This window comes from Flavobacterium sp. S87F.05.LMB.W.Kidney.N (assembly GCF_004366435.1).
Classification (GTDB): Bacteria; Bacteroidota; Bacteroidia; order Flavobacteriales; family Flavobacteriaceae; genus Flavobacterium.
Window position 1 is genome coordinate 293,789 of sequence record NZ_SODX01000006.1, and the last position, 19,624, is coordinate 313,412.

Annotated in this window: 21 protein-coding genes; 10 read left to right on the forward strand and 11 right to left on the reverse strand. The window is 33.4% G+C overall.

Annotation, left to right across the window (positions count from 1 at the left end):
- Positions 1-102: 102 nt before the first annotated feature.
- The 3 genes from cobU to EDB96_RS18515 are packed head-to-tail and all read right to left on the reverse strand — an operon-like array spanning position 103 to position 1,427.
- Positions 103-627: a bifunctional adenosylcobinamide kinase/adenosylcobinamide-phosphate guanylyltransferase gene (cobU, locus tag EDB96_RS18505; RefSeq protein WP_057117779.1), complete on the reverse strand. Its 525-nt coding sequence runs from the start codon at positions 625-627 to the stop codon at positions 103-105.
- 29 nt (positions 628-656) lie between these two features.
- Positions 657-1,034 carry a four helix bundle protein gene (locus tag EDB96_RS18510; protein ID WP_198530121.1) on the reverse strand — a complete coding sequence of 126 codons (378 nt, stop codon included), beginning with the start codon at positions 1,032-1,034 and terminating at the stop codon, positions 657-659.
- A gap of 30 nt (positions 1,035-1,064) precedes the next feature.
- A complete protein-coding gene (locus EDB96_RS18515; RefSeq protein ID WP_057117781.1) occupies positions 1,065-1,427 on the reverse strand; it encodes a DUF5522 domain-containing protein in 363 nt (120 codons plus the stop codon).
- 93 nt (positions 1,428-1,520) lie between these two features.
- On the opposite strand from EDB96_RS18515, the gene EDB96_RS18520 reads away from it, so the two are divergent.
- The 3 genes from EDB96_RS18520 to EDB96_RS18530 all read left to right on the forward strand — a co-directional run bounded on the left by EDB96_RS18520 (position 1,521) and on the right by EDB96_RS18530 (position 4,588).
- Positions 1,521-2,663 (forward strand): ABC transporter substrate-binding protein, encoded by a 1,143-nt coding sequence (locus EDB96_RS18520; protein ID WP_134142509.1) that lies wholly within the window; start codon positions 1,521-1,523, stop codon positions 2,661-2,663.
- 1 nt (position 2,664) lies between these two features.
- Positions 2,665-3,693: a FecCD family ABC transporter permease gene (locus EDB96_RS18525; RefSeq protein WP_134142510.1), complete on the forward strand. Its 1,029-nt coding sequence runs from the start codon at positions 2,665-2,667 to the stop codon at positions 3,691-3,693.
- Positions 3,694-3,811: 118 nt separating this feature from the next.
- A complete protein-coding gene (locus tag EDB96_RS18530) occupies positions 3,812-4,588 on the forward strand; it encodes an ABC transporter ATP-binding protein (RefSeq protein WP_057117783.1) in 777 nt (258 codons plus the stop codon).
- Between the two features lie 111 nt (positions 4,589-4,699).
- Here the strand turns inward: EDB96_RS18530 and EDB96_RS18535 are convergent, their stop codons facing one another.
- Together EDB96_RS18535 and EDB96_RS18540 are read right to left on the reverse strand one after the other, a co-directional pair.
- Complete coding sequence (locus EDB96_RS18535; protein ID WP_057117784.1) at positions 4,700-5,155, reverse strand: tRNA (cytidine(34)-2'-O)-methyltransferase; 456 nt, start codon at positions 5,153-5,155, stop codon at positions 4,700-4,702.
- A 66-nt stretch (positions 5,156-5,221) separates the two neighbouring features.
- Complete coding sequence (locus EDB96_RS18540) at positions 5,222-5,806, reverse strand: pseudouridine synthase (protein ID WP_134142512.1); 585 nt, start codon at positions 5,804-5,806, stop codon at positions 5,222-5,224.
- Between the two features lie 252 nt (positions 5,807-6,058).
- On the opposite strand from EDB96_RS18540, the gene EDB96_RS18545 reads away from it, so the two are divergent.
- The 3 genes from EDB96_RS18545 (at position 6,059) to EDB96_RS18555 (ending at position 11,053) form a co-directional block, all read left to right on the forward strand.
- Positions 6,059-6,433: a hypothetical protein gene (locus tag EDB96_RS18545; RefSeq protein WP_134142513.1), complete on the forward strand. Its 375-nt coding sequence runs from the start codon at positions 6,059-6,061 to the stop codon at positions 6,431-6,433.
- A 148-nt stretch (positions 6,434-6,581) separates the two neighbouring features.
- The gene (locus EDB96_RS18550; protein WP_134142514.1) at positions 6,582-7,334 is read left to right on the forward strand and encodes an SDR family NAD(P)-dependent oxidoreductase; all 753 of its coding nucleotides are present in this window, start codon (positions 6,582-6,584) and stop codon (positions 7,332-7,334) included.
- A gap of 305 nt (positions 7,335-7,639) precedes the next feature.
- Positions 7,640-11,053 (forward strand): T9SS type A sorting domain-containing protein, encoded by a 3,414-nt coding sequence (locus EDB96_RS18555; RefSeq protein WP_134142516.1) that lies wholly within the window; start codon positions 7,640-7,642, stop codon positions 11,051-11,053.
- Positions 11,054-11,097: 44 nt separating this feature from the next.
- Here the strand turns inward: EDB96_RS18555 and EDB96_RS18560 are convergent, their stop codons facing one another.
- Genes EDB96_RS18560 through EDB96_RS18580 form a run of 5 tightly spaced genes read right to left on the reverse strand, consistent with a single transcriptional unit; the run spans position 11,098 to position 15,220 of the window.
- Positions 11,098-11,637 carry a MepB family protein gene (locus EDB96_RS18560; protein WP_134142517.1) on the reverse strand — a complete coding sequence of 180 codons (540 nt, stop codon included), beginning with the start codon at positions 11,635-11,637 and terminating at the stop codon, positions 11,098-11,100.
- A 45-nt stretch (positions 11,638-11,682) separates the two neighbouring features.
- The gene (locus tag EDB96_RS18565) at positions 11,683-13,332 is read right to left on the reverse strand and encodes a hypothetical protein (protein WP_134142518.1); all 1,650 of its coding nucleotides are present in this window, start codon (positions 13,330-13,332) and stop codon (positions 11,683-11,685) included.
- Positions 13,329-13,880, reverse strand: a complete 552-nt coding sequence (locus EDB96_RS18570; protein WP_057117791.1) for an RNA polymerase sigma factor — start codon at positions 13,878-13,880, stop codon at positions 13,329-13,331. Before EDB96_RS18570 ends, EDB96_RS18565 begins: the two co-directional genes overlap by 4 nt.
- Before the next feature lie 51 nt (positions 13,881-13,931).
- The gene (locus EDB96_RS18575) at positions 13,932-14,333 is read right to left on the reverse strand and encodes a hypothetical protein (RefSeq protein ID WP_057117792.1); all 402 of its coding nucleotides are present in this window, start codon (positions 14,331-14,333) and stop codon (positions 13,932-13,934) included.
- Between the two features lie 11 nt (positions 14,334-14,344).
- On the reverse strand, positions 14,345-15,220 hold the full coding sequence (locus EDB96_RS18580) for a protease complex subunit PrcB family protein (protein ID WP_057117793.1): 876 nt from the start codon (positions 15,218-15,220) through the stop codon (positions 14,345-14,347).
- A gap of 190 nt (positions 15,221-15,410) precedes the next feature.
- On the opposite strand from EDB96_RS18580, the gene rmuC reads away from it, so the two are divergent.
- The 4 genes from rmuC to EDB96_RS18600 all read left to right on the forward strand — a co-directional run bounded on the left by rmuC (position 15,411) and on the right by EDB96_RS18600 (position 18,671).
- Positions 15,411-16,784 carry a DNA recombination protein RmuC gene (rmuC, locus tag EDB96_RS18585; RefSeq protein WP_134142519.1) on the forward strand — a complete coding sequence of 458 codons (1,374 nt, stop codon included), beginning with the start codon at positions 15,411-15,413 and terminating at the stop codon, positions 16,782-16,784.
- Positions 16,785-16,873: 89 nt separating this feature from the next.
- Positions 16,874-17,422, forward strand: coding sequence for an acyl-CoA thioesterase (locus tag EDB96_RS18590; protein ID WP_057117795.1), 549 nt, complete (start codon positions 16,874-16,876; stop codon positions 17,420-17,422).
- A gap of 41 nt (positions 17,423-17,463) precedes the next feature.
- Positions 17,464-17,859, forward strand: coding sequence for a VOC family protein (locus tag EDB96_RS18595; RefSeq protein WP_134142521.1), 396 nt, complete (start codon positions 17,464-17,466; stop codon positions 17,857-17,859).
- A gap of 242 nt (positions 17,860-18,101) precedes the next feature.
- Positions 18,102-18,671: a YceI family protein gene (locus tag EDB96_RS18600; RefSeq protein ID WP_134142522.1), complete on the forward strand. Its 570-nt coding sequence runs from the start codon at positions 18,102-18,104 to the stop codon at positions 18,669-18,671.
- 3 nt (positions 18,672-18,674) lie between these two features.
- On the opposite strand, the gene EDB96_RS18605 is transcribed toward EDB96_RS18600, so the two are convergent.
- Entirely contained in the window at positions 18,675-19,586 is a 912-nt protein-coding gene (locus EDB96_RS18605) for a TIGR01777 family oxidoreductase (protein ID WP_134142523.1), read from the reverse strand.
- Between the last annotated feature and the right edge of the window lie 38 nt (positions 19,587-19,624).

Sequence of the window (19,624 nt, forward strand, 5' to 3'; positions counted from 1 at the left end):
CCAAATTTGAAATTGGATAACATTCTAGTAAAGATAAAGCATAGCTTTGTAATTTTGATTTTAAAATTTTGAATTCTCTTCCTAAGTTTTGGAATTTGGAATTTAAATTTTGGAATTTTCCCCTTTTATCTTAACCGGAATTCCCGAAACCATCAAAACTACTTCATCTGCATTTGAAGCTAGAAACTGATTCATCCAGCCTTGCAATTCGGTAAATTTTCGTCCGATTTCTGTACTAGCATGAACGCCCATTCCAATTTCGTTAGTTACAATAATTAAATTAGTATCTTTTTGACTGGCAATTGAGAGGAATTCTTTTTTAGCTTCTTCGAGACTTAGATCGACATTATTTTTATGATCGACAAAAAAGTTAGTCAGCCAAAGAGTTACGCAGTCAATTAAAGCTGTTTTACCAGAAGAATCAATTTCGCTTAAAAATTTTTCTTTTTCAATATTGGTCCAGCGCTCGTCTCTTTCCTGCTGATGGCGGTCTATGCGATTTTGAAAATCATCGTCCCATTTTCGAGCAGTTGCTACATATATAGGAGAGTTAGAAAGTTCCAAAGCAAGTTTCTGAGCATAACTGCTTTTGCCAGAACGCTCACCGCCGGTAATTAGGTAAATCATCTTAATGGTTGATTGTTAATTATTAATGGTTAATTAGGAAGAAGTTTACTTTTGCTTAATTGGTTTTTTGATGTTTTAATGATGCTGGTTATTAATTTTAAAATTGAAACAGCATCATTGTTGATGTTTTCAAATTCTTTTTGATTTAAATAATCAGTTGCTTTTAATAATTCCAGCCAATAAATAACCTCATTTGCTTCTTTTTGCGCAATAGCAAATTTATGAATAAAATCACTTTTACTTTCGGCATGTTCTGCTTCTCGAATCATTGCGCCAATACTTGTTCCTGATCTAAGAAGTTGTTTGGAAAGTATAAATTCTTTTTTATCATTGCTGAGATACTGATATATTTTGACAATTCTGATTGCAAATTCAAAACTTTTATTTTTTACGATGTTGTTTTTCATAATTAACAACTAACAATTTATAATTAACAATTAATACGGGCAATGTCTGCAGTCATTTCCGCAGCAGGTTCCTCGTTTAAGATGAAACCAAGTTTTGAAAACCATATTGCCATCTTCGATGTAATAATCAATGCCTTCGATTAATTTTTCTGTTTTGGGCAAAGATATGGCTTTATTTTTCGGAGCATTGTGAGGAGTAATAGTTTCGATGTAGGCCTCTATTTTGTCTTCACAGGCTTCTTTGAAGCAAACTGGACAAAGACAATCTCCGCCTTCAGAGAGATTGAAGATTGGCGGGTAATCATTACACCAGCATTTGTTTTCTATAGATATATCTCCACAGCTGAATTCAGATTCACAGCTTGAGCAAATTTTCATTTTTGTGGTATTCATGTTGTAAAGATACAATTGTTTAAATTTGTAAGAATAAAGGTAAACAAAAAAAATATAAAATACTTTACCTTTGTTTCATCCAAAACATAAAACATGAGACATTTATTACCTAAAATGATTTTTGTGGCTTCTTTTTTTATTCTTATCGGATGTAAGAAGAATGAGAAAGCTGAAATTGTAAAAGTTGAAAACGCAAAAAATAGTATTGAATATGCAACAGGACTTTCTATCGTTAAATATGAAGATTATTCGGTTGTAACAGTCTCAAATCCATGGCCGAATGCCAATAAAGATTTTAAATATATTTTAAAAGAAAAAGATGCACAGGTTCCAGACAGCCTTCAAACTTATACTACAGTTCAGGTGCCGTTAACTTCTGTAGTTGTGACTTCAACAACTAATATTCCGTTTTTAGAAATGCTTGAAGTGGAAAATAAATTAGTAGGATTTCCGCATACCGATTATATTTCTTCAGAAAAAACCAGAGCATTAATTGACAAAGGTTCCGTAAAAAATGTTGGACAAAATGAAAAACTGAACATTGAGCAGTTAATCGAATTATCTCCAGATTTGATTGTAACTTTTGGAGTTGATAATAATAATCCGATGCTGGATAATCTGAAAAAAAGCGGTTTAAAAGTTTTGATTCAAGGTGATTGGATGGAACAATCCCCACTTGGAAAAGCAGAATGGATCAAGCTTTACGGTGCTTTATTTGGTAAAGAAGATCAAGCCAAGGAACTTTTTGATAAAATTGTAGAGAGTTACAATCAAGCTAAAAAATTAGTGGCAGATAAACCAGCTACGTCAAAAGTTTTGTACGGTTCTATGTATGAAGATGTTTGGTACGTTGCCAAAGGAAACAGCTGGGTTGCTCAATTTATGGACGATGCTAAATCCAATTATTTGTGGGCAGATTTAAAAGGAACTGGAAGTGAAGGTTTGTCTTTTGAAAAAGTTTTAGACAAAGCCAAAACTGCCAACATTTGGATTGCTTCTGGTTCTTTTAAAAGTTTAGATGAACTGCAAAAAGCAAATCCACATTACGGAGAATTTGATGCTTTTAAAAATAAAAGTGTTTATAACTTTGAAGGAAAATTGGGAGCAACAGGCGGTACTGTTTATTACGAATTGGCACCAAGCCGACCTGATTTAGTTTTAAAAGATTATATTAAAATTTTTCATCCAGATTTATTGGCTAGCTACGAATTTACTTTTGCATCAAAACTGAATTAAATTGGCGAATAAGAAAAGAAATACCATTTTATTTGTCACTTTGGCTTTGGGTCTTTTACTGATGTTTTTTGCAAGTATTAGTCTAGGATCTGTCCTGATTCCTTTAAAAGATGTTTTTGCAAGTTTAACGGGAGGTCACGCTGCCAAATCAACTTGGGAATATATTATTATCAACTATCGTCTGCCAAAAGCAATTACGGCAGTTTTAGTGGGAAGCGGACTATCGATAAGTGGACTTTTAATGCAGACTTTATTTAGAAATCCGCTTGCTGGACCTTATGTTTTAGGATTAAGTTCCGGTGCGAGTTTAGGAGTTGCATTTGTGATTTTGGGCGCAGGATTTCTGCCGTCTTTTTTAAGTGTAATTGCCTTGTCCTCATACGGAATTGTTTTGGCATCTACTTTAGGAAGCACGTTAGTTTTGCTTTTAGTTTTGGTAGTTTCACAGAGACTGCGTGATACCATGGCGATTTTAATTGTGGGTTTAATGTTCGGAAGTTTTACAACGGCAATTGTCAGTGTCTTAACCTATTTCAGCACAGCAGAACAATTGCAGAAATTCACTTTCTGGTCAATGGGAAGTCTTGGAAATCTTTCCTGGTCAACAATTGGAATTTTGACATTCTGTGTTGCTGTCGGCTTGCTTTTAAGTGCCAATAGCATCAAACCTTTAAACGCATTACTTTTAGGTGAAAACTATGCTAAAAGCATGGGATTGAATTTTAAACGAGCAAGACTTATTATTATATTCGCTACCAGCATTTTGGCAGGAAGTATAACCGCTTTTGCAGGCCCAATTGCGTTTGTAGGCTTAGCGGTTCCCCATATTGCAAAACTGACTTTTCAAACTAGTAATCATACGATTCTATTTTGGAGTACTTTGTTTTTTGGTTCGATTATAATGTTGTTTTGTGATATTGTTTCACAAATGCCAGGTTTCGATGTCACGCTTCCAATAAATGCAATTACGTCTATAATTGGTGCGCCAGTTGTAATATGGCTTTTGGTAAGAAAAAGAAATTTTCAATAATTTTTTTGCCGCAGATTAAACAGATTAGCACAGATTTTTTTAATCATTTTAATCTCTTAATCTGTGGCAAAAAAAACTTAGAGCCTTAGGATCTCAGTAACTTAGAATCTTAAAAAAAATGATAAGTATATTAAAGACATCAGATTTAGATATTGGATATAAATCCAAGAAAGGCGTTACGACCATTGCCGAAAATCTAAATCTAAATTTAGCTGCTGGGAAACTCATTACTTTAATAGGAGCAAACGGCATTGGAAAATCAACCTTACTGCGAACTCTTACCGGAATTCAGCAGCCTTTATCTGGAAATGTCTATTTAAACGAAAAAAATATTTCCGACTATAAACCTTTAGAATTAGCGCAAAATTTGAGTTTGGTTTTAACGGAAAAATTACCTCCGAGCAATCTTTCTGTTTTTGAATTAGTTGCGCTTGGCCGTCAGCCGTATACCAATTGGGTTGATACCTTATCAAATGAAGATATTCTGAAAGTTCAAGAAGCTATGAAGCTGACACAAATTGAACATTTAGCCTCAAAAAAGCATTTCGAAATCAGCGATGGCCAATTGCAGAAGGTTTTAATCGCCAGAGCTTTGGCACAGGATACACCATTAATTATTTTAGATGAGCCCACAACTCATTTGGATTTACTGCATAAAGTTTCTTTATTCAAATTATTAAAAAAACTGACCCAGGAAACTCAAAAATGTATTTTGTTTTCTACACACGATATTGATCTGGCGATTCAATTAAGCGATGAAATGATTATCATGACGCCGGAAAATATTACTCAAGATCAGCCTTGTAATTTAATTTCAAACGGAAGTTTCAGCAATTTATTCAAAGATGAACATATTGTTTTTGATGCTGAAAAAGGGAAATTTATTGTGACTTAGTTTTCTTCGTCTTCCTGCAATGTTTTCAAAACCTTGTAAGTTTCAAAACATCAACTTCAGAATTTATACCTACAAGGTTTTGAAAACATTGCAGGAGAGATACTATAGGTATTATTTCTTCAATCCAATTTGTCTCTTAGCTTCTCCAACCACAAAAGCAACAGAATTAGCGATATTAAAACTACGAATAAGCGGTGACATCGGAATCGTTAAATGATTTTCAAATCTCTCCATAAACTCCTTACTCAAACCAACGCTTTCTTTTCCGAAAACTAACCAGTCACCATCTTGAAATTCATTCTCTAAATATGACTTATCAGAATGAGAGCTCATTAAAAATACACGAGAATGATCTGGAATTTGTGCAATCCATTCTTCTACATTTTGATATTCGGTTACATCAAGATGAACCCAGTAATCCAATCCAGAACGTTTTAGGTTTTTATCATTAATAACAAATCCGAACGGGTGAATCAAATGAAGACGGCTTTCTGTGCCAACGCACAATCTGCCGATATTTCCGGTATTATTTGGTATTTCTGGTTCTACAAGAACTACGTTTAGCATTTTTTTTGAGTTTTGAGTTTTGAGTTTTGGGTTATGAGTTATGGGTTTAGTTCAAGAATTATCTAATTATCTAATTGACATATTTTCTAATTTAAAATCGTTTACCTCCAGAACTTCTCCAGCTTTTAGGTTTTGCAAATATACATTTCCTATTCGAACGCGAACTAGGCGAAGAGTCGGAAAACCCACTGCAGCAGTCATTTTTCTAACCTGACGAAATTTCCCTTCGTTTACAGTAATAGAAGCCCACGAAGTAGGACCATGGCGTTCGTCTCTGATTTTTTTGGCTCTTGGTCCAAAATCAGGAATTTCATTTACGATAAAAGCTGAACAGGGTTTTGTTTTGTATTTACCGCCTTCAAAACCAATTTCGACACCTTTTTGCAGTTCTTCAATTGCTTCTTGAGTAATAATGCCGTCAACTTGAACGTAATATTCTTTGTCAACTTTTTTGCTTCTAATTTGTTCACTTACTTTTCCGTCGGTAGTAAGTAAAAGCAAACCTTCAGAATCTTCATCTAATCTTCCAATTGCCATTGTTCCCTCCGGAAAATCATGCAATTCTCCCAAAAGCTTTTTCTTTCTTTTTAATTCATAAATAAATTGACTTAAGTAGCCGTAAGGTTTAAAAAGAATGAAGTGTCTGTGCATTTTTAATTTTTTGCAAAGATAGTTTCTTTCTTAAAATTAAAGCGACAGTTAAGCATATTAATAGTCTGCAAAAAATGAGTTCAAAACGGGGAACAGCATGAATCGAGAAAGAATCATAATCTTAAAATGTTGTAAATAAAGATAATAAATTATGAAAGATCTTGCCTTTTAAACCCAAAGCAATGTTAAACCATTTAATTTTAAGATTTAGAATTCGTAATATTATAATAGAAACCAAAAAATAAAACGATTATGGGAACGGATAATTTAGGAACAAAAAAGATAAACGGAACGCAGAAAGATATTGACGAATCTAAAGGAAAAAACGTTTCGCACGATAAAGATTTAAAGGATGCTAAATTGAAAAAAGAAATCGTAACCGATGCCGACGGCGATAAAAAAATAGTTGACCGAGCTCGAAACGAAAATGAGGATATTCAATTAAAAACGCCAAAAGTTTCCTCAGATAATCCAAATTCAAATCGAGGAGTATCTTCTGAAGAAGAAGCAAAAAAGACGGTAGAAAATAAAGACCGAAATTCTGATATCACACCTAACAGATATCCAAATTCAAATCCAGAAAGTCATAAAGACCGTGGTAATATGAAATTGGATGAAGATGAATAATACAAAATTTTTTAGAAATTTAGGTCATTTTAATATCAAATAACATAACATTAGCGGTAAGCGTTAATGTTATTGTAAACTCTTTTCAAACCTTGAGTATCGGTGTAGATCTTCGTAAATTAGGGGTACAAATTTAAATCGTAAGAATATGTCACTTTTAGAAAATAAAGTAGCATTTGTATCTGGCGGCGGTTCAGGAATCGGACGCGCAGTTGCAGAAGCATACGCTCGAGAAGGAGCAAAAGTAGTAGTATCTGATATTAATGTTGATCACGGTGAAGAAACCGTTAAAATTATAAAGGAAAAGGGCGGAGAAGCTTTTTTTGTAAAAGGAGATTCGTCGAGCGCAATTGATAATAAACACATGGTTGAGGTAACCGTTTCAAAATACGGCCGTCTTGACATTGCATGTAATAACGCTGGAATGGGCGGACCTGCAAAACCAACTGGAGAATATGAGCCAGAAGCTTGGGATAAAGTTATTGCTTTAAATTTAAGCGGTGTTTTTTATGCATGCCGTTATCAATTGGAACAAATGGAAAAAAACGGAGGTGGAAGTATTGTAAACATTGCCTCAATCCATGGGCAGGTTGCAGCTCCGCTTAGTCCTGCATATACAGCTTCTAAGCATGGAGTTGTCGGTTTGACAAAAAACATTGCTGTAGAATATGCACAGAAAAATATTAGATGTAATGCAGTTGGACCTGGGTATATTGAAACAGCACTTTTGAAAGATAATTTGAATAAAGATATGATGGACGCTCTTGCAGCAAAATCTGCAATGAATCGTTTAGGGACTGCAGAGGAAATTGCTGAATTGGTGGTTTTCTTGAATTCTGATAAATCATCATTTACAACAGGAAGTTATATTATTGCCGATGGAGGTTATACTGCGGTATAATAATTTTAGAGAATACTATTTTGAATTAGGAAAAGAAGCGAACAAAAGTTCGCTTCTTTTTTGTTTAAAAACCCTTTGGTTTGTAGGAAACATGGAGTTTTTTAGCGTTTTTAAAGATTGTTTATTTTTGAATTATATTTTGAATTAAGAGATTTTGGTTGTAGTAATTTTAATTTAATAAAGCTTATGTTGTTTTAAATTGAATTATTTTGATAAAAAACTCAACATTAAGTTTATAGTTTTATAATATTAGCTTAACTTTAAAGGCTATAAATTTGACTTCTAAAAACTCTATTCTTTAACGTATGAAAAAACTTTACTTTTCGCGACAGCTTTTGCTTTTACTATGTTTTTTGGGCTGTTTTTCTGGAGATCTTTTTTCTCAGACAATGCCAGCTCCGCAAAAATTGCCACACTCACAGAATTTTAATACACTTTTAGTAACAGATACATCTTATCCAGCAGGATATCAGGGATGGACTGCAGGAACTTCGAATCCAACAGGTGAAAGTCAATTTGCTACATCTGGTAGTTTTGGTGCTGATAGAGCTTTAGTAGCCAATAGTTCTGCCAGTACTAGCAGCGGTAATTTTCATAATTATAATGGAAAAATTGGATTTTTGAATACAGGTTCGTTAGACTTGACTATTGGTTTTGCGTTTGATGCAACTGGACAATTCTCTATTCCTGTTCAATATGATGCAATGACGATTCGTAATCCATACGGCGATGGAACCAATAATCGTATCAATGAAATGATATTGCAATATAGAGTAGGAACAACTGCGAGTTTTACTTCAGTAACTGGAACGTTATATTCAAATAATACTACGACCCAAATTGGAACGGGAAATACAACCCCTCAAAATCCTAAGACTATAAATATCATTTTGCCAGCAGAGTGTGATAATCAGCCTGTAGTACAGATTAGATGGATTTCAAGACAACTTAGCGGGGGAGGTTCTCGCCCATCTTTTGCTATAGATAATATAAAAGTTGGAAGAGATATTACAGCACCAGTTGATATTTCTGGTTTTCCTAAAGCAAATAATGTTTTAGCCGAAAGTTTTGATTTTATCTATAAATTAGATGAAGCTGGAAAAACTTATTTTGTACTGCTTCCAGGCGGAAGTGCTGCGCCAACCGTTGCGCAGGTGAAAGCTGGTCAAGACTCAAATGGTACTGCAGCTTTACAAGCAGGAAGTATAGATATTGTAGATCCTGCTCAGGAATATACCAAAACTTTTTCGGGACTTACTTTAAATACGAGTTATTCTGTTTATTCTGTTTCTGAAGATACTTCTAGTAATATTCAGGCAGTAGTAAATAAAGTTGATGTTACTACAGCTAGTTCTGCAGTTCCAGTTTTAACAACTACTACGACAAGTTTAGATTTAGGTTTTTCCGAAGCAAATTATGAAGCAAAGGTTCTAAGTTACCAAGTTGGAGCAATTGATTTAACTCAAAATGTTGTTTTAACTTCTACAGCAAATTTTACTATTTCTAAAGATAACAGCACGTTTGCCTCTTCTCTGACTTTTGTTCCTGCTGATTTCTCATCAAATGCTACCCCAACAGTATATGTGAAATTTATTCCAAATGCTGTTGCTAATTTTACAGGACAGATCACTCATGAATCGACTGGCGCTGTAACAAAAACGGTTACTTTGACAGGAACAGGAATCAATCCTTATAAACAAGATTTTAACGATCCAAACGTTTTAACAAATAGCGGATGGACACAATATAACGAAGCCGGACCAGTAAACAAATGGTCTTATACTTCAGTAACTAGAAATGTAAATTCGGGAACTGGCGCAGTTCTTATAAATGGTTTTTCAGATAATGGACCAAGTAAAGATTGGTTGATTTCACCTAAATTACGTTTAGATAATTTTGGAGCACTTCCATTGCTGTCTTTTTATTCTCGTAAATTTTATGCCGGTCCCTCTTTAAAATTAATGGTCTCAACGAATTATGATGGTGTTAGTAATCCTAATACAGCAACATGGACAGAAATAAATGGAGCATTTCCGACTGTAACAGGTACTTATGCACAATCTCAATATATTAAGCTAGATAATTATAAGACAAGCAATACCTATTTGGCTTGGGTTTATGAAACGACTGCGGGAGGTAATACCAATGCATCAGAATGGTCTTTTGATGATTTTGCTGTAACAAATGAGATTGGATATGTAGATTCAAATCCTGTTTTAGATTTTGGAGTTGTACTTCCAAATACAGTTTCAGACTCTCAATCGTTTAACTTTAAGGCAGAAGGATATGGAGATATTACAATTACATCTCCTGCTTCTTATCAAATTTCAGCAGATAATGTTTCGTTTGTATCCAGTATAGTAATTACTGCTGCCGATGCTTTAGCAGGAAAAACACTTTATGCAAAATTTGCACCAACAGTAAAAGAATTTAAAATATCAGGAGCTTTAACCGTAACAGGAACCTCATTAAACAAGCAAATAGGTTCATTGACTGGTTCTTCTTTGCCAAAAGCAGATACTTTTGATGTAGTAACATACAATTTAGAGTTTTTCGGTGCTCCGACTTCAGCTTATGGTCCTTCAGATAAGCCCTTACAACTAGAAAACGTGGCCAAAGTCATGAATAAATTAGATGCAGATGTTTACGTAGTACAAGAGGTTTCTAGTGATGCTCAGATTGATGCTTTAATTCAGAAAATAAATGTAAACGGAAAAACATTTGAAAAAAGTATTTCTAATGTATGGTCCTATTCTTGGCAAGATCCGCCTTCTGATCCAAATTTTCCACCTCAGAAATTGGTAGTGCTTTATAATACACAAACCGTAACAGTGAAAAAAACACGTGTCATGTTTGACAAATTCTATACCGAATTGCGTAATGGAACTAAAACGTTGAATAATTATCCAGGAGATAGCAATAGCAACTTTTTCTCTTCAGGGCGTCTGCCTTATATGGTAACAATAGAAACAAATCTTAATGGAGTTAAAAATGAAATTAATCTAATAGATCTTCATGCACGTGCTAACAGCGGAACTGATATTTCTCGTTACAACATGCGTAAATATGATACTCAGGTTTTGAAAGACAGCTTAGATGCTCATTATGCAAACTCCAATATTATTCTTTTGGGAGATTACAATGATGATGTAAAAGCATCTGTAATTGAAGGACAGCCTTCTTCTTATGAAGCTTTTGTAACAGACACCAATAATTATAAAGCACTTACTTTAGAAATAAGCCAGGCTGGTGCATACAGCTTTTTGAGCTCAGGCGGATTCTTAGATCATATTACGATTTCTAATGAGCTAATAGATGATTATATTTCAAACTCTACAGCCGTTTATGATCCGCGTAGTGATATTGCAAATTATACCACAACAACTTCAGATCACGGACCAGTAATAGCGCGTTTTCAGTTAAAACAAGATGTGCTTTCAACGCCAGATTTTGAAAAGAACAAATATTATGTAAAAGCGTATCCAAATCCTGCTATAGATGTTCTGAATTTTGATGTAAAAACAACTCAAGGAAGAGATCTGAAAATTAGATTATACGATTTCAACGGACGTGTAATTGGAAATCCAATCAGCGTTAAAAACGAATCTGAAGTTAGTACAGCAGCTGTTGCGGTTGGAAATCTAGTTTCGGGAGTTTATTTCTATACCGTTACCGAAAACAACAAAGTGATCTTTAAAGATAAGATTCTTAAAAAATAAGAAAAATAAAAACAAAAAAAGGCTTCCAAATTTGGAAGCCTTTTTTATTGAAAATCTATAAAAGAATTTCTCAATTGATCGAAATCAATTTTATTTGAATTAGTAAGCGAAATAAAATAATCTAACTGCCATTTTTGTGTTTTTTGAGCTTGTTTACTTGTCGTTTCATCCCAAGGCGGATAAACTCTTGTTGCTCTAATTCCCTCTTTATTTGGGGTTGAAAAAACACCTTTTTCCAATAATATCTTTTTAGGGAAAATAAACTGTCCCCAATTTTGATCCTTACGAACACTAACAATTACAAACTCTATTGCATCAGAGTAATCAAAAGGTTCGATTGTCCCAGTTTTATTACGTTTCCATAAAGTAACAAACTGTCCAGTTTTAGTTGGAGTGATTTTGGCTTCACGGTAACAAATGTTTTTATCATTCAACAGAAAACGATAAGCGCTGTATTCATCACTTTCGGCTTCTTTTTGCAGCGCTGTTAAATGAAGGTCAGTTTGGTCAAAAATACTTTCTTTGGCTAATAATAAATCAGTTGGAATTGGCATTGAATCAATCGTAGAAGCGGTAAAACTCATAAAAGAAATAATAATTAATTTTCTGAAAATTACTACAAATATAACTTAGAAAGAAACATTTAATCCGAAATTTAATCCCCATTGAAACTGATTGAAAGACTGGCTGTTTAGAGGATTGATGTAATAATTCATAGCAGGCTCTACAAAAACATTTGTTTTTTTGTAAACTCGATATTGAATTGTACTGCTCAAAGTAGAACCGTAAACATAATCGTTTGCAGTTACATTTTCGCCTATAGAATGGCCGTCTAAAGCAACATTGTTCGAAATTAATTTCCCGACAAAACCACCTGTATTCAAATTAATGCTGGCTTTATTTTTATTAAAAATAGAATAAGAAACCTCCAAGGGCATTTCAATATATCGTAGATTTTGATCCAATTTTCCACTCTGGATATTATCGCCTTTTAAAGCTTCTTTGGTGCTGTTTGATATCAGTATATAATCAGAATTACTGCTTGCCTGCGAAACGGGACTATTACTATTGCTGGCATATTCACCAGGAGCAAAAAGGGCATTACCTTTGGCACTTACATAAGAGACATTCGCCACACTTTGACCAAGTTCATTGATTTTTAAACCAGAACCCACAGCCCATTTTTTATTAATGCTGTATTTCGTTTTAACCCCAAAAGAATTAGATTGTTTGGAGTCGTTTACATTGCCTAAAGTCTTTTCATTTTTAGTGTTTTCAGAACTCGCAACACCGGCAAAAACAGAAAGAGCCCATTTTTCTTTTTTGTTAATTAATTTGTCTTTTTTATCCTTTTCTTCTTTTTTAGTTTCTGGAGCTAAAATTCCTTTTTCTAAATTTTGAAGTTCTGCCAGCTGCATAGAATCTTTTTTACTTAAAGCAGCAGTATTGAATTTTGAGTTCTCTTTTGTATTAGCGGCTAAAGTTTTTTCGGAAACTTTTTCATTCTTATTAACAAGTGCATTTTGTTTTGATGGATTAGTATTCCCAGCGGAACTTTCAGTATTGAAAGCAAAATTGTTATTGTTTTTAGGAACTAACTTATCATTAAAAATAGAATTCGAAAGCTGTTTTTTAGCCGTAGAATTAAATTTGTTTGGTTTTCCAAAAGCGACTCTTTCTTCAGCGATTCCTTTAGTATTAGAAAATTTGTCTTTTTCTAAAATAGATTTTTTTGAAGATCGAGTACCTGATTTTTCTTCTGGAGAATTAAAATTCTGAACAGCAAGAGATTGATTCGGAACATTATTATTCGGAAGCTGCATATGAGATTCAGAATCCTTTTTATTGGTTTTGTTTTTCGAATTGGCATGTGCAACAGCAGTTTCTTGCTCTTGCGTTGCTTTTGAATTATTTAATTTATCTTCTGTTGAAGAAACATTAGTTACAGAATCAAGGGTTTTGTTATGATTGTGATTACTGTTTATATTGCCTTTTTTGGTATTATCATTTATTTTTTCATCCAGAACTACCCGATTATTTTCGAAACCACCTTTCCCATTATCAAAGTTTTTATTTTGAGGAGAAGAACTAAAATGTAAGATTGAGGGCAGAAGCAACCCTAATAGTAAGCATGCAGCAGCCGACCACCAAAGAATAGCTCTCTTCTTCTTTTTTGGTTTGTCTAATTTTTCTTCAATTTGTCCCCATAATTCAGGAGGCGGAACACTCGAAAAGTCTTCCATTGATGAAAAAATATCTTCTATTTTTTGCTTCTTCATGCTGTCTTAAAATTTTTTATGCTCAAAATTCGCTTTTGTAATATGTGTTTGGCGCGATTTAAATTTGATTTTGATGTTCCTTCGGAGATTTTTAATAACTCGGCAATTTCCTTGTGTTTCATTTTTTCAAAAACATATAAGTTAAAAACCGTTCGATATTGGTCTGGTAAATCCCGAATATATTCTAGAAGTTTTTCCTGCTCCATCGGAATAATTTCTAATTCTTCCTCTTCAACAAAATCAGTATCTGGATCAAAAACATCTAAAAAGAAACTTTCTTTCTTTTTTTTATTTAAAGTCTCGATGAGTTTGTTGATGAAAATCCGCTTGAGCCATCCTTCAAAACTTCCTTCAAATTTGTATTGGTTTATTTTCTGAAAGACAATCACAAAGGCTTCCTGAAAGACATCTTTTGCATCATCCTCGTTTTTCATATATTTCAAACAGATACCATACAAAACAGGAGAGAACAACTGATAAATTTTCAGTTGTCCCTCTCTGTCATTTTTCATGCACAGTTTGATATATTTTTCTAACTCGTCTTTCAAAAATGTGGTATTGTTTGGTTTGGCAAAAATAGTTCTAAAAAGCTTATAAAACTATCTTTTAAAAATAGTACGAGCTGCGTCTTGGTTATTACTCAAAATCGTTAGGTTTTGATTGTCAAGGTTTTCTATCACATAAGTTTTGCCTTCGAACGTAATTAGATCATGTTCTGACTGATCAAGATATCCTATCCCTTTTTCTACCTGATAAGGACTGTTTCTAATCTCTACATTATTTTTATATGTAATCACTCTCCCATCTGGAGTAAAGATAATTTTCTTAGTAAAACCAATAGTTTTTGGCGTTGCGACATACGGATTATTAGCACCGCCTACAGATTTTTCCCAAATCCAAGTATTTACAAGAGAACTAGATCCTGCACTAAAAGTCTTGTCTATGGAATAAAAACTGGCAAAAAGAAAAAATGCAATAAAAGAGATAAAGAGTTTTTTCATGATCGGGGGGATTATTTTAAACTAGTAATTTTTTCTTGAATAAGTTTTTTGAAAGCTTTTATATCAGCACTTTGATCTTGTGTATCATTATTGTCAATATAAACCTTAGTTACTGTTATACCTTGGCGTAATTCAAAATAAACACCACCTTGATCTGCTGCATCTGGAGCGCCGTAAATTTTAGTTTGTCCTTTTAAAGCTAAAATTTCAGCAGGAACAGCTTTTAATAATATTGTGTAATCACCTCTTTTTATTGTTGGAGTGTATTTATATTGATTAAAATCGTATTGATTAGCGCCAACATTTAAGAATTTTAAAATACTGTAATCATTAACTTGAAAGAATTTTTGACAGTCTGCACCAGTACAATTGTTATTAAAACTACCAATAATTGCTGTATCAGGACTTTCATTAGCTTTAATGAAAATAAAACCTTTTGATGTTTTTGGAATTAAAACAAAGTCTGAAGGATAAGTAGGAGATTGAGTTATATTTTCGCCTGGCGCTGGTGATTTCTCGTAGTAATTAACTACAATTTCGCAATTGTTTTCTACAATAGAAGTAATTTTAATTGCATATCCGCTTGTAGGTTTAGCTCCCGCAAAAATTCCCACTAAATATTGTTTGGTAAAATCAATATTAGGATCGCTTGCAACAGGACATGTGTTATCATGTTTTGGGAATAATTCATTCATTTTTTCTTGCGTTGCAACAACTGCTACAGCCGCATTGTTAGGCTGCGATTTTACGCTATAATTACAATAGAAGGGAAATCCAGTAAAAGCTACATTTGTATTAGCACCGCAGTCAACATAATTATCATCATTATTTAGAGAACATGCACTAAATCCGAAAGCTATAAATAAGCTCAACATTAATTTTTTCATAATTTATTTTAATAGGTTTATATCTTGTAGATTGAACTTTTTAAAAAAGGTTGCGTAAAACTTTTATTTTTTTTTGGAAAAAAAATAAAATGTTGATTTAGTTTGGATTAAATACGAATTCGTGAAATTTTAATTTTTAAAACTAAGTACTACGTATTATTGCGTACTTTTACGTAAAATAAACTTAGTTATGTCGGATTATCTACCATTTTTATTGGCTTTTGTAGTGGCGCTTTTTGTTGGAATATACTTAGGTAAAATGCTTTCCGGGTCTACATTTCAGTCAGAAAAAGCAATTTCAGAAGAGCGATTAAACGCATTAAACAGCCAGTTGCAAATGCAGAAAGAGCAATTTGAAAGTGAAAAAAATTACTTTCAAAAACAATTGCAGCTGCTCAATTTTGAGAAAGAAAACATTCGGACAGAGAAAGACAGTCTGGCGATTCAGCTTTCTAAAAAAGAAGTTGATTTTGAAAATTTGTGGGAACGACATAAAGAACAAAAAAATGAAATCAACGAGCTTCAGGAAAAATTCACCAAAGAATTTGAAAATTTAGCCAATAAAATCCTCGAAGAAAAATCGGCTAAGTTTACCGAACAGAACAGCGAGAATATGAAAAATATTCTATTGCCGCTTCAGGATAAAATTCATGTTTTTGAACAAAAAGTAGATCAGACCCATAAAGAAAGCATCGACTATCACGCCGCACTTCGCCAGCAGATTTTAGGTTTAAGCGAAATGAATGCACAAATGAGTAAAGAAACCTTAAATCTAACCAAAGCGCTAAAAGGCGACAGTAAAATGCAGGGAAATTGGGGCGAATTGGTTTTAGAGCGCGTTCTGGAAAAATCTGGATTAGAGAAAGGAAGAGAATATGAAGTACAGCAGAGTTTTACGAACAGCGAAGGGAATCGTGTTTTTCCAGATGTTGTAATCAATCTTCCTGATGGTAAAAAAATGATTGTCGATTCTAAAGTTTCACTGGCGGCTTATGAAAAATGGATTAACGAAGAATCGGAGCTTTTAAAAATAGAGTATCTAAAAGAGCATGTCAATTCTATTAGAAGGCACGTGGAACAGCTTGGCAGTAAAAATTATCACGATTTATATCAGATAGAAAGCCCCGACTTTGTGCTGTTATTTATTCCGATGGAGCCAGCTTTTGCGATAGCTTTAAATGAAGATCCAGCTTTATACACCAAAGCATTCGACCGAAATATTGTAATTGTTACGCCAAGTACACTTCTGGCTACTTTGAGAACAATAGACAGCATGTGGAGCAATCAAAAACAGCAGGAAAATGCTTTTGAGATCGCAAGACAAGCCGGCGCATTATACGATAAATTTGAAGGTTTTGTTTCTGATTTAGTCCGAATTGGAAATAAGATAAAAGATACCAAAACAGAATACGAAAGCGCAATGAACAAATTGGTTGACGGAAAAGGAAACTTGATTACAAGCGTAGAAAGATTGAAAAAAATGGGAGCAAAGGCCAAGAAATCACTTCCTGAAAATATAATTACAAGAGCTTTAAATTCAGATGAAAATGAATTTTTGAATTAAAAAAAAATAAAACACATAGAAACATAGGTTTTGTTCTGAATCTATGTGTTTAAAAAATAAAAATAAAATACACTCCAAAAAACAAAAACATGACTACAGATTTTAAACCCGTTTCTTCATCAAAAATCAGCATATCAGAATTAATGCTGCCTTCGCATACCAATTTCAGCGGTAAAATCCACGGAGGTTATATTTTACAACTATTAGATCAAATTGCTTTTGCTTCGGCATCGAAATTCAGCGGTAATTATTGCGTAACGGCTTCTGTAGATACCGTAAACTTTCTAAAACCAATTGAAGTTGGAGAATTGGTGACCATGAAAGCCTCTGTAAACTATGTCGGCAGAAGTTCAATGATTGTCGGGATTCGTGTTGAAGCAGAAAATATTCAGACTGGAGTTGTTAAACATTGTAACTCCTCTTATTTTACAATGGTTGCCAAAGATAAAGAAGGAAAGAGTGTTCAGGTTCCTGGATTAATTTTGTCAAACCTGCAGGAAGTCCGTCGTTTTAGAAAAGCAATTAAACATATCGAAGTTAGAAGAGAAGTCGAAGAGCACGAAAAACTTACAAATATAAACTCTATTGAGGATTTAGCCAGTTTAGAAAAATATAATGTCCTTCTAGAAATCAGCTAATTTTTCTTATATTTATATAATACACATTAAATAAAGAAAACATGATAAAGTTTGGATATACCATTTTGTACGTTGAAGATGTCGAAGAGGCATTGGCATTTTATGAAAATGCATTTGGATTCTCAAGGAAATTTATAAGCCCGGATAATGATTATGGCGAATTAATTACCGGAGAAACAACACTTTCGTTTGCATCTAAAAAGCTGGCATCGCAAAATTTGAAAGACGGTTTTATAGAAAGCAGTTTAGAAGATAAGCCTTTTGCCATAGAAATAGGTTTTATTGTTGAAAATGTTCCAGAAGTTTTACAAAAAGCGACTTCTTTTGGTGCGATAATGGTTTCAGAACCTGTAGAAAAACCGTGGGGACAAGTTGTGGCTTATGCACGAGACTTAAATGGATTTTTAATCGAAATCTGTACAGAAGTAAAAATGTAGTTAAGGAGCATTTCACATCTTACAAAAAACATTTTACTTTTAAAAACATTCACAAATATTTAGCATTAGTTCTAGAACTTTGCTTGTCGAAATTTCGTAACTTTAAATGTGATCATTTGGTTACGAAATTTTTTTTTTTCACTGAATAACTGCCGTTCAATTTTTATAGTTAATCGGATTTTTTTTTCACTTTCTATTAACTGCAATTATTGAATGACATAATTGTTTAAATGTAGACGATTATGAAAACAACTACCTTATTATTTTTATTTTTTACTGCTTTTTCTGTAATTGCTCAAGACAAATTTTTTACCAATACCGCCACGGTAAACTTTGAGGCGTCTGTTCCTCTATTTGAAGAAATAAAAGCAGTTAACAGACAAGTTGCAATTCTTTTAGAACCTAAAACAAGTACTTTTATTTGTACTGTAATGATCAAAGATTTTCGTTTTAAACTCGATATGATGCAAGAGCATTTTAACGATAATTATATGGAGAGCCGTCGTTATCCTAAAGCTGTATTTAAAGGCAAAATAGAAAAATTTGATTTGAAAGATATTAATGAAGTCGAAAAGCAATATCAGATAAAAGGCAAGCTTTATTTACGAGGAAAAATGAAAGAGATTGTTGTAAATGCTCTAATCAAGAAAGTTGCAGACGGCATTCAGGTAATTTCAGATTTCCCAATTTCAATTTCAGATTTCAATATCCAAATTCCAAGTTCGGTTGCTTCAAAAATTGCAAAAACTGCCAATACAGCGCTGACAGGTGTTGTTCATATTGACGAAATAATGTTTGCAGCTTTGAAATAAGTGTTATTTGATACAATTTATGAGTGCCTTTTCTAAATCGGTAAACTGAAATTCAAATCCAGTTTTCTGAATTTTTTCAGAAGAAACGCGTTGCCCAGTTAGAACAGCTTCGCTCATTTCTCCCAAGAAAATTTTTAGAATAAATGGCGGAACTTTAGGAAGCCAAATAGAATAACCAAACAAATTGGCAAGTGTTTTAGAAAAGCTGGAATTTGTGGTATTGTCTGTTATACATGCGTTATACGCGCCTTTCAGCTTTTCATCTTCGATACTTTTTAAATAAATATTGCATAAATCATCAATATGGATCCATGAAAGATATTGTTTACCCGAGCCAAGGACCGAGCCAAATCCAGATTTAAAAGTCGGAATCATTTTTTTAAGAAAACCTTCGTTTTTCCCTAAAACTATTCCCGTTCTTATTTTGACCGTTCTAATCTCTAAAGAGTCAATTTTGTCTACTGTGCTTTCCCATTTTTGACAGATCGAACCCAAAAAATCATCGGCTGGCGGTGTGTTTTCGGTACAGATTTTATGACTGGTGACAGCACCATAAATCCCAACTGCCGAAGCAGAAATAAAAGCATTTAGTTTCTTGTTGTTTTGTTCTAAAACAGAAAAGATTAAATCAATTGGTTTAATACGGCTTTCTAAAAGCTCTTTTTTTCTTTTGTCTGTCCATCTTTTTTCAACAATTCCTTCACCAGCAAGGTGAATGATGTAATCAGCATTTAGGACGGCATTTTCGTCAATATAATTTTTATTTAAATCCCATTTATAATATGTAATTGAAGGAGAATTTTCTCTTTCAGACCGACTCAAAATAGACACAGAATATCCAGCTTCCAGAAGTGTATCTGTTAAGTGTTTTCCAATGAATCCGCTTCCGCCAGTTAAGAGAACATTTTGAGCCATAATAGTTTATAATATATTTAACAGTGTATATTGTTTAA

Excerpts from the sequence above, each read along its gene's own strand:
- EDB96_RS18565 (WP_134142518.1), bottom strand. The coding sequence starts at position 13,332 with ATGAAGAAGCAAAAAATAGAAGATATTTTTTCATCAATGGAAGACTTT.
- EDB96_RS18520 (WP_134142509.1), top strand. The coding sequence starts at position 1,521 with ATGAGACATTTATTACCTAAAATGATTTTTGTGGCTTCTTTTTTTATT.
- EDB96_RS18575 (WP_057117792.1), bottom strand. The coding sequence starts at position 14,333 with ATGAAAAAACTCTTTATCTCTTTTATTGCATTTTTTCTTTTTGCCAGT.
- rmuC (WP_134142519.1), top strand. The coding sequence starts at position 15,411 with ATGTCGGATTATCTACCATTTTTATTGGCTTTTGTAGTGGCGCTTTTT.
- EDB96_RS18560 (WP_134142517.1), bottom strand. The coding sequence starts at position 11,637 with ATGAGTTTTACCGCTTCTACGATTGATTCAATGCCAATTCCAACTGAT.
- EDB96_RS18510 (WP_198530121.1), bottom strand. The coding sequence starts at position 1,034 with ATGAAAAACAACATCGTAAAAAATAAAAGTTTTGAATTTGCAATCAGA.
- EDB96_RS18515 (WP_057117781.1), bottom strand. The coding sequence starts at position 1,427 with ATGAATACCACAAAAATGAAAATTTGCTCAAGCTGTGAATCTGAATTC.
- EDB96_RS18535 (WP_057117784.1), bottom strand. The coding sequence starts at position 5,155 with ATGCTAAACGTAGTTCTTGTAGAACCAGAAATACCAAATAATACCGGA.
- EDB96_RS18545 (WP_134142513.1), top strand. The coding sequence starts at position 6,059 with ATGGGAACGGATAATTTAGGAACAAAAAAGATAAACGGAACGCAGAAA.
- EDB96_RS18530 (WP_057117783.1), top strand. The coding sequence starts at position 3,812 with ATGATAAGTATATTAAAGACATCAGATTTAGATATTGGATATAAATCC.
- EDB96_RS18580 (WP_057117793.1), bottom strand. The coding sequence starts at position 15,220 with ATGAAAAAATTAATGTTGAGCTTATTTATAGCTTTCGGATTTAGTGCA.
- EDB96_RS18590 (WP_057117795.1), top strand. The coding sequence starts at position 16,874 with ATGACTACAGATTTTAAACCCGTTTCTTCATCAAAAATCAGCATATCA.
- EDB96_RS18595 (WP_134142521.1), top strand. The coding sequence starts at position 17,464 with ATGATAAAGTTTGGATATACCATTTTGTACGTTGAAGATGTCGAAGAG.
- EDB96_RS18550 (WP_134142514.1), top strand. The coding sequence starts at position 6,582 with ATGTCACTTTTAGAAAATAAAGTAGCATTTGTATCTGGCGGCGGTTCA.
- EDB96_RS18555 (WP_134142516.1), top strand. The coding sequence starts at position 7,640 with ATGAAAAAACTTTACTTTTCGCGACAGCTTTTGCTTTTACTATGTTTT.
- cobU (WP_057117779.1), bottom strand. The coding sequence starts at position 627 with ATGATTTACCTAATTACCGGCGGTGAGCGTTCTGGCAAAAGCAGTTAT.
- EDB96_RS18540 (WP_134142512.1), bottom strand. The coding sequence starts at position 5,806 with ATGCACAGACACTTCATTCTTTTTAAACCTTACGGCTACTTAAGTCAA.
- EDB96_RS18600 (WP_134142522.1), top strand. The coding sequence starts at position 18,102 with ATGAAAACAACTACCTTATTATTTTTATTTTTTACTGCTTTTTCTGTA.
- EDB96_RS18605 (WP_134142523.1), bottom strand. The coding sequence starts at position 19,586 with ATGGCTCAAAATGTTCTCTTAACTGGCGGAAGCGGATTCATTGGAAAA.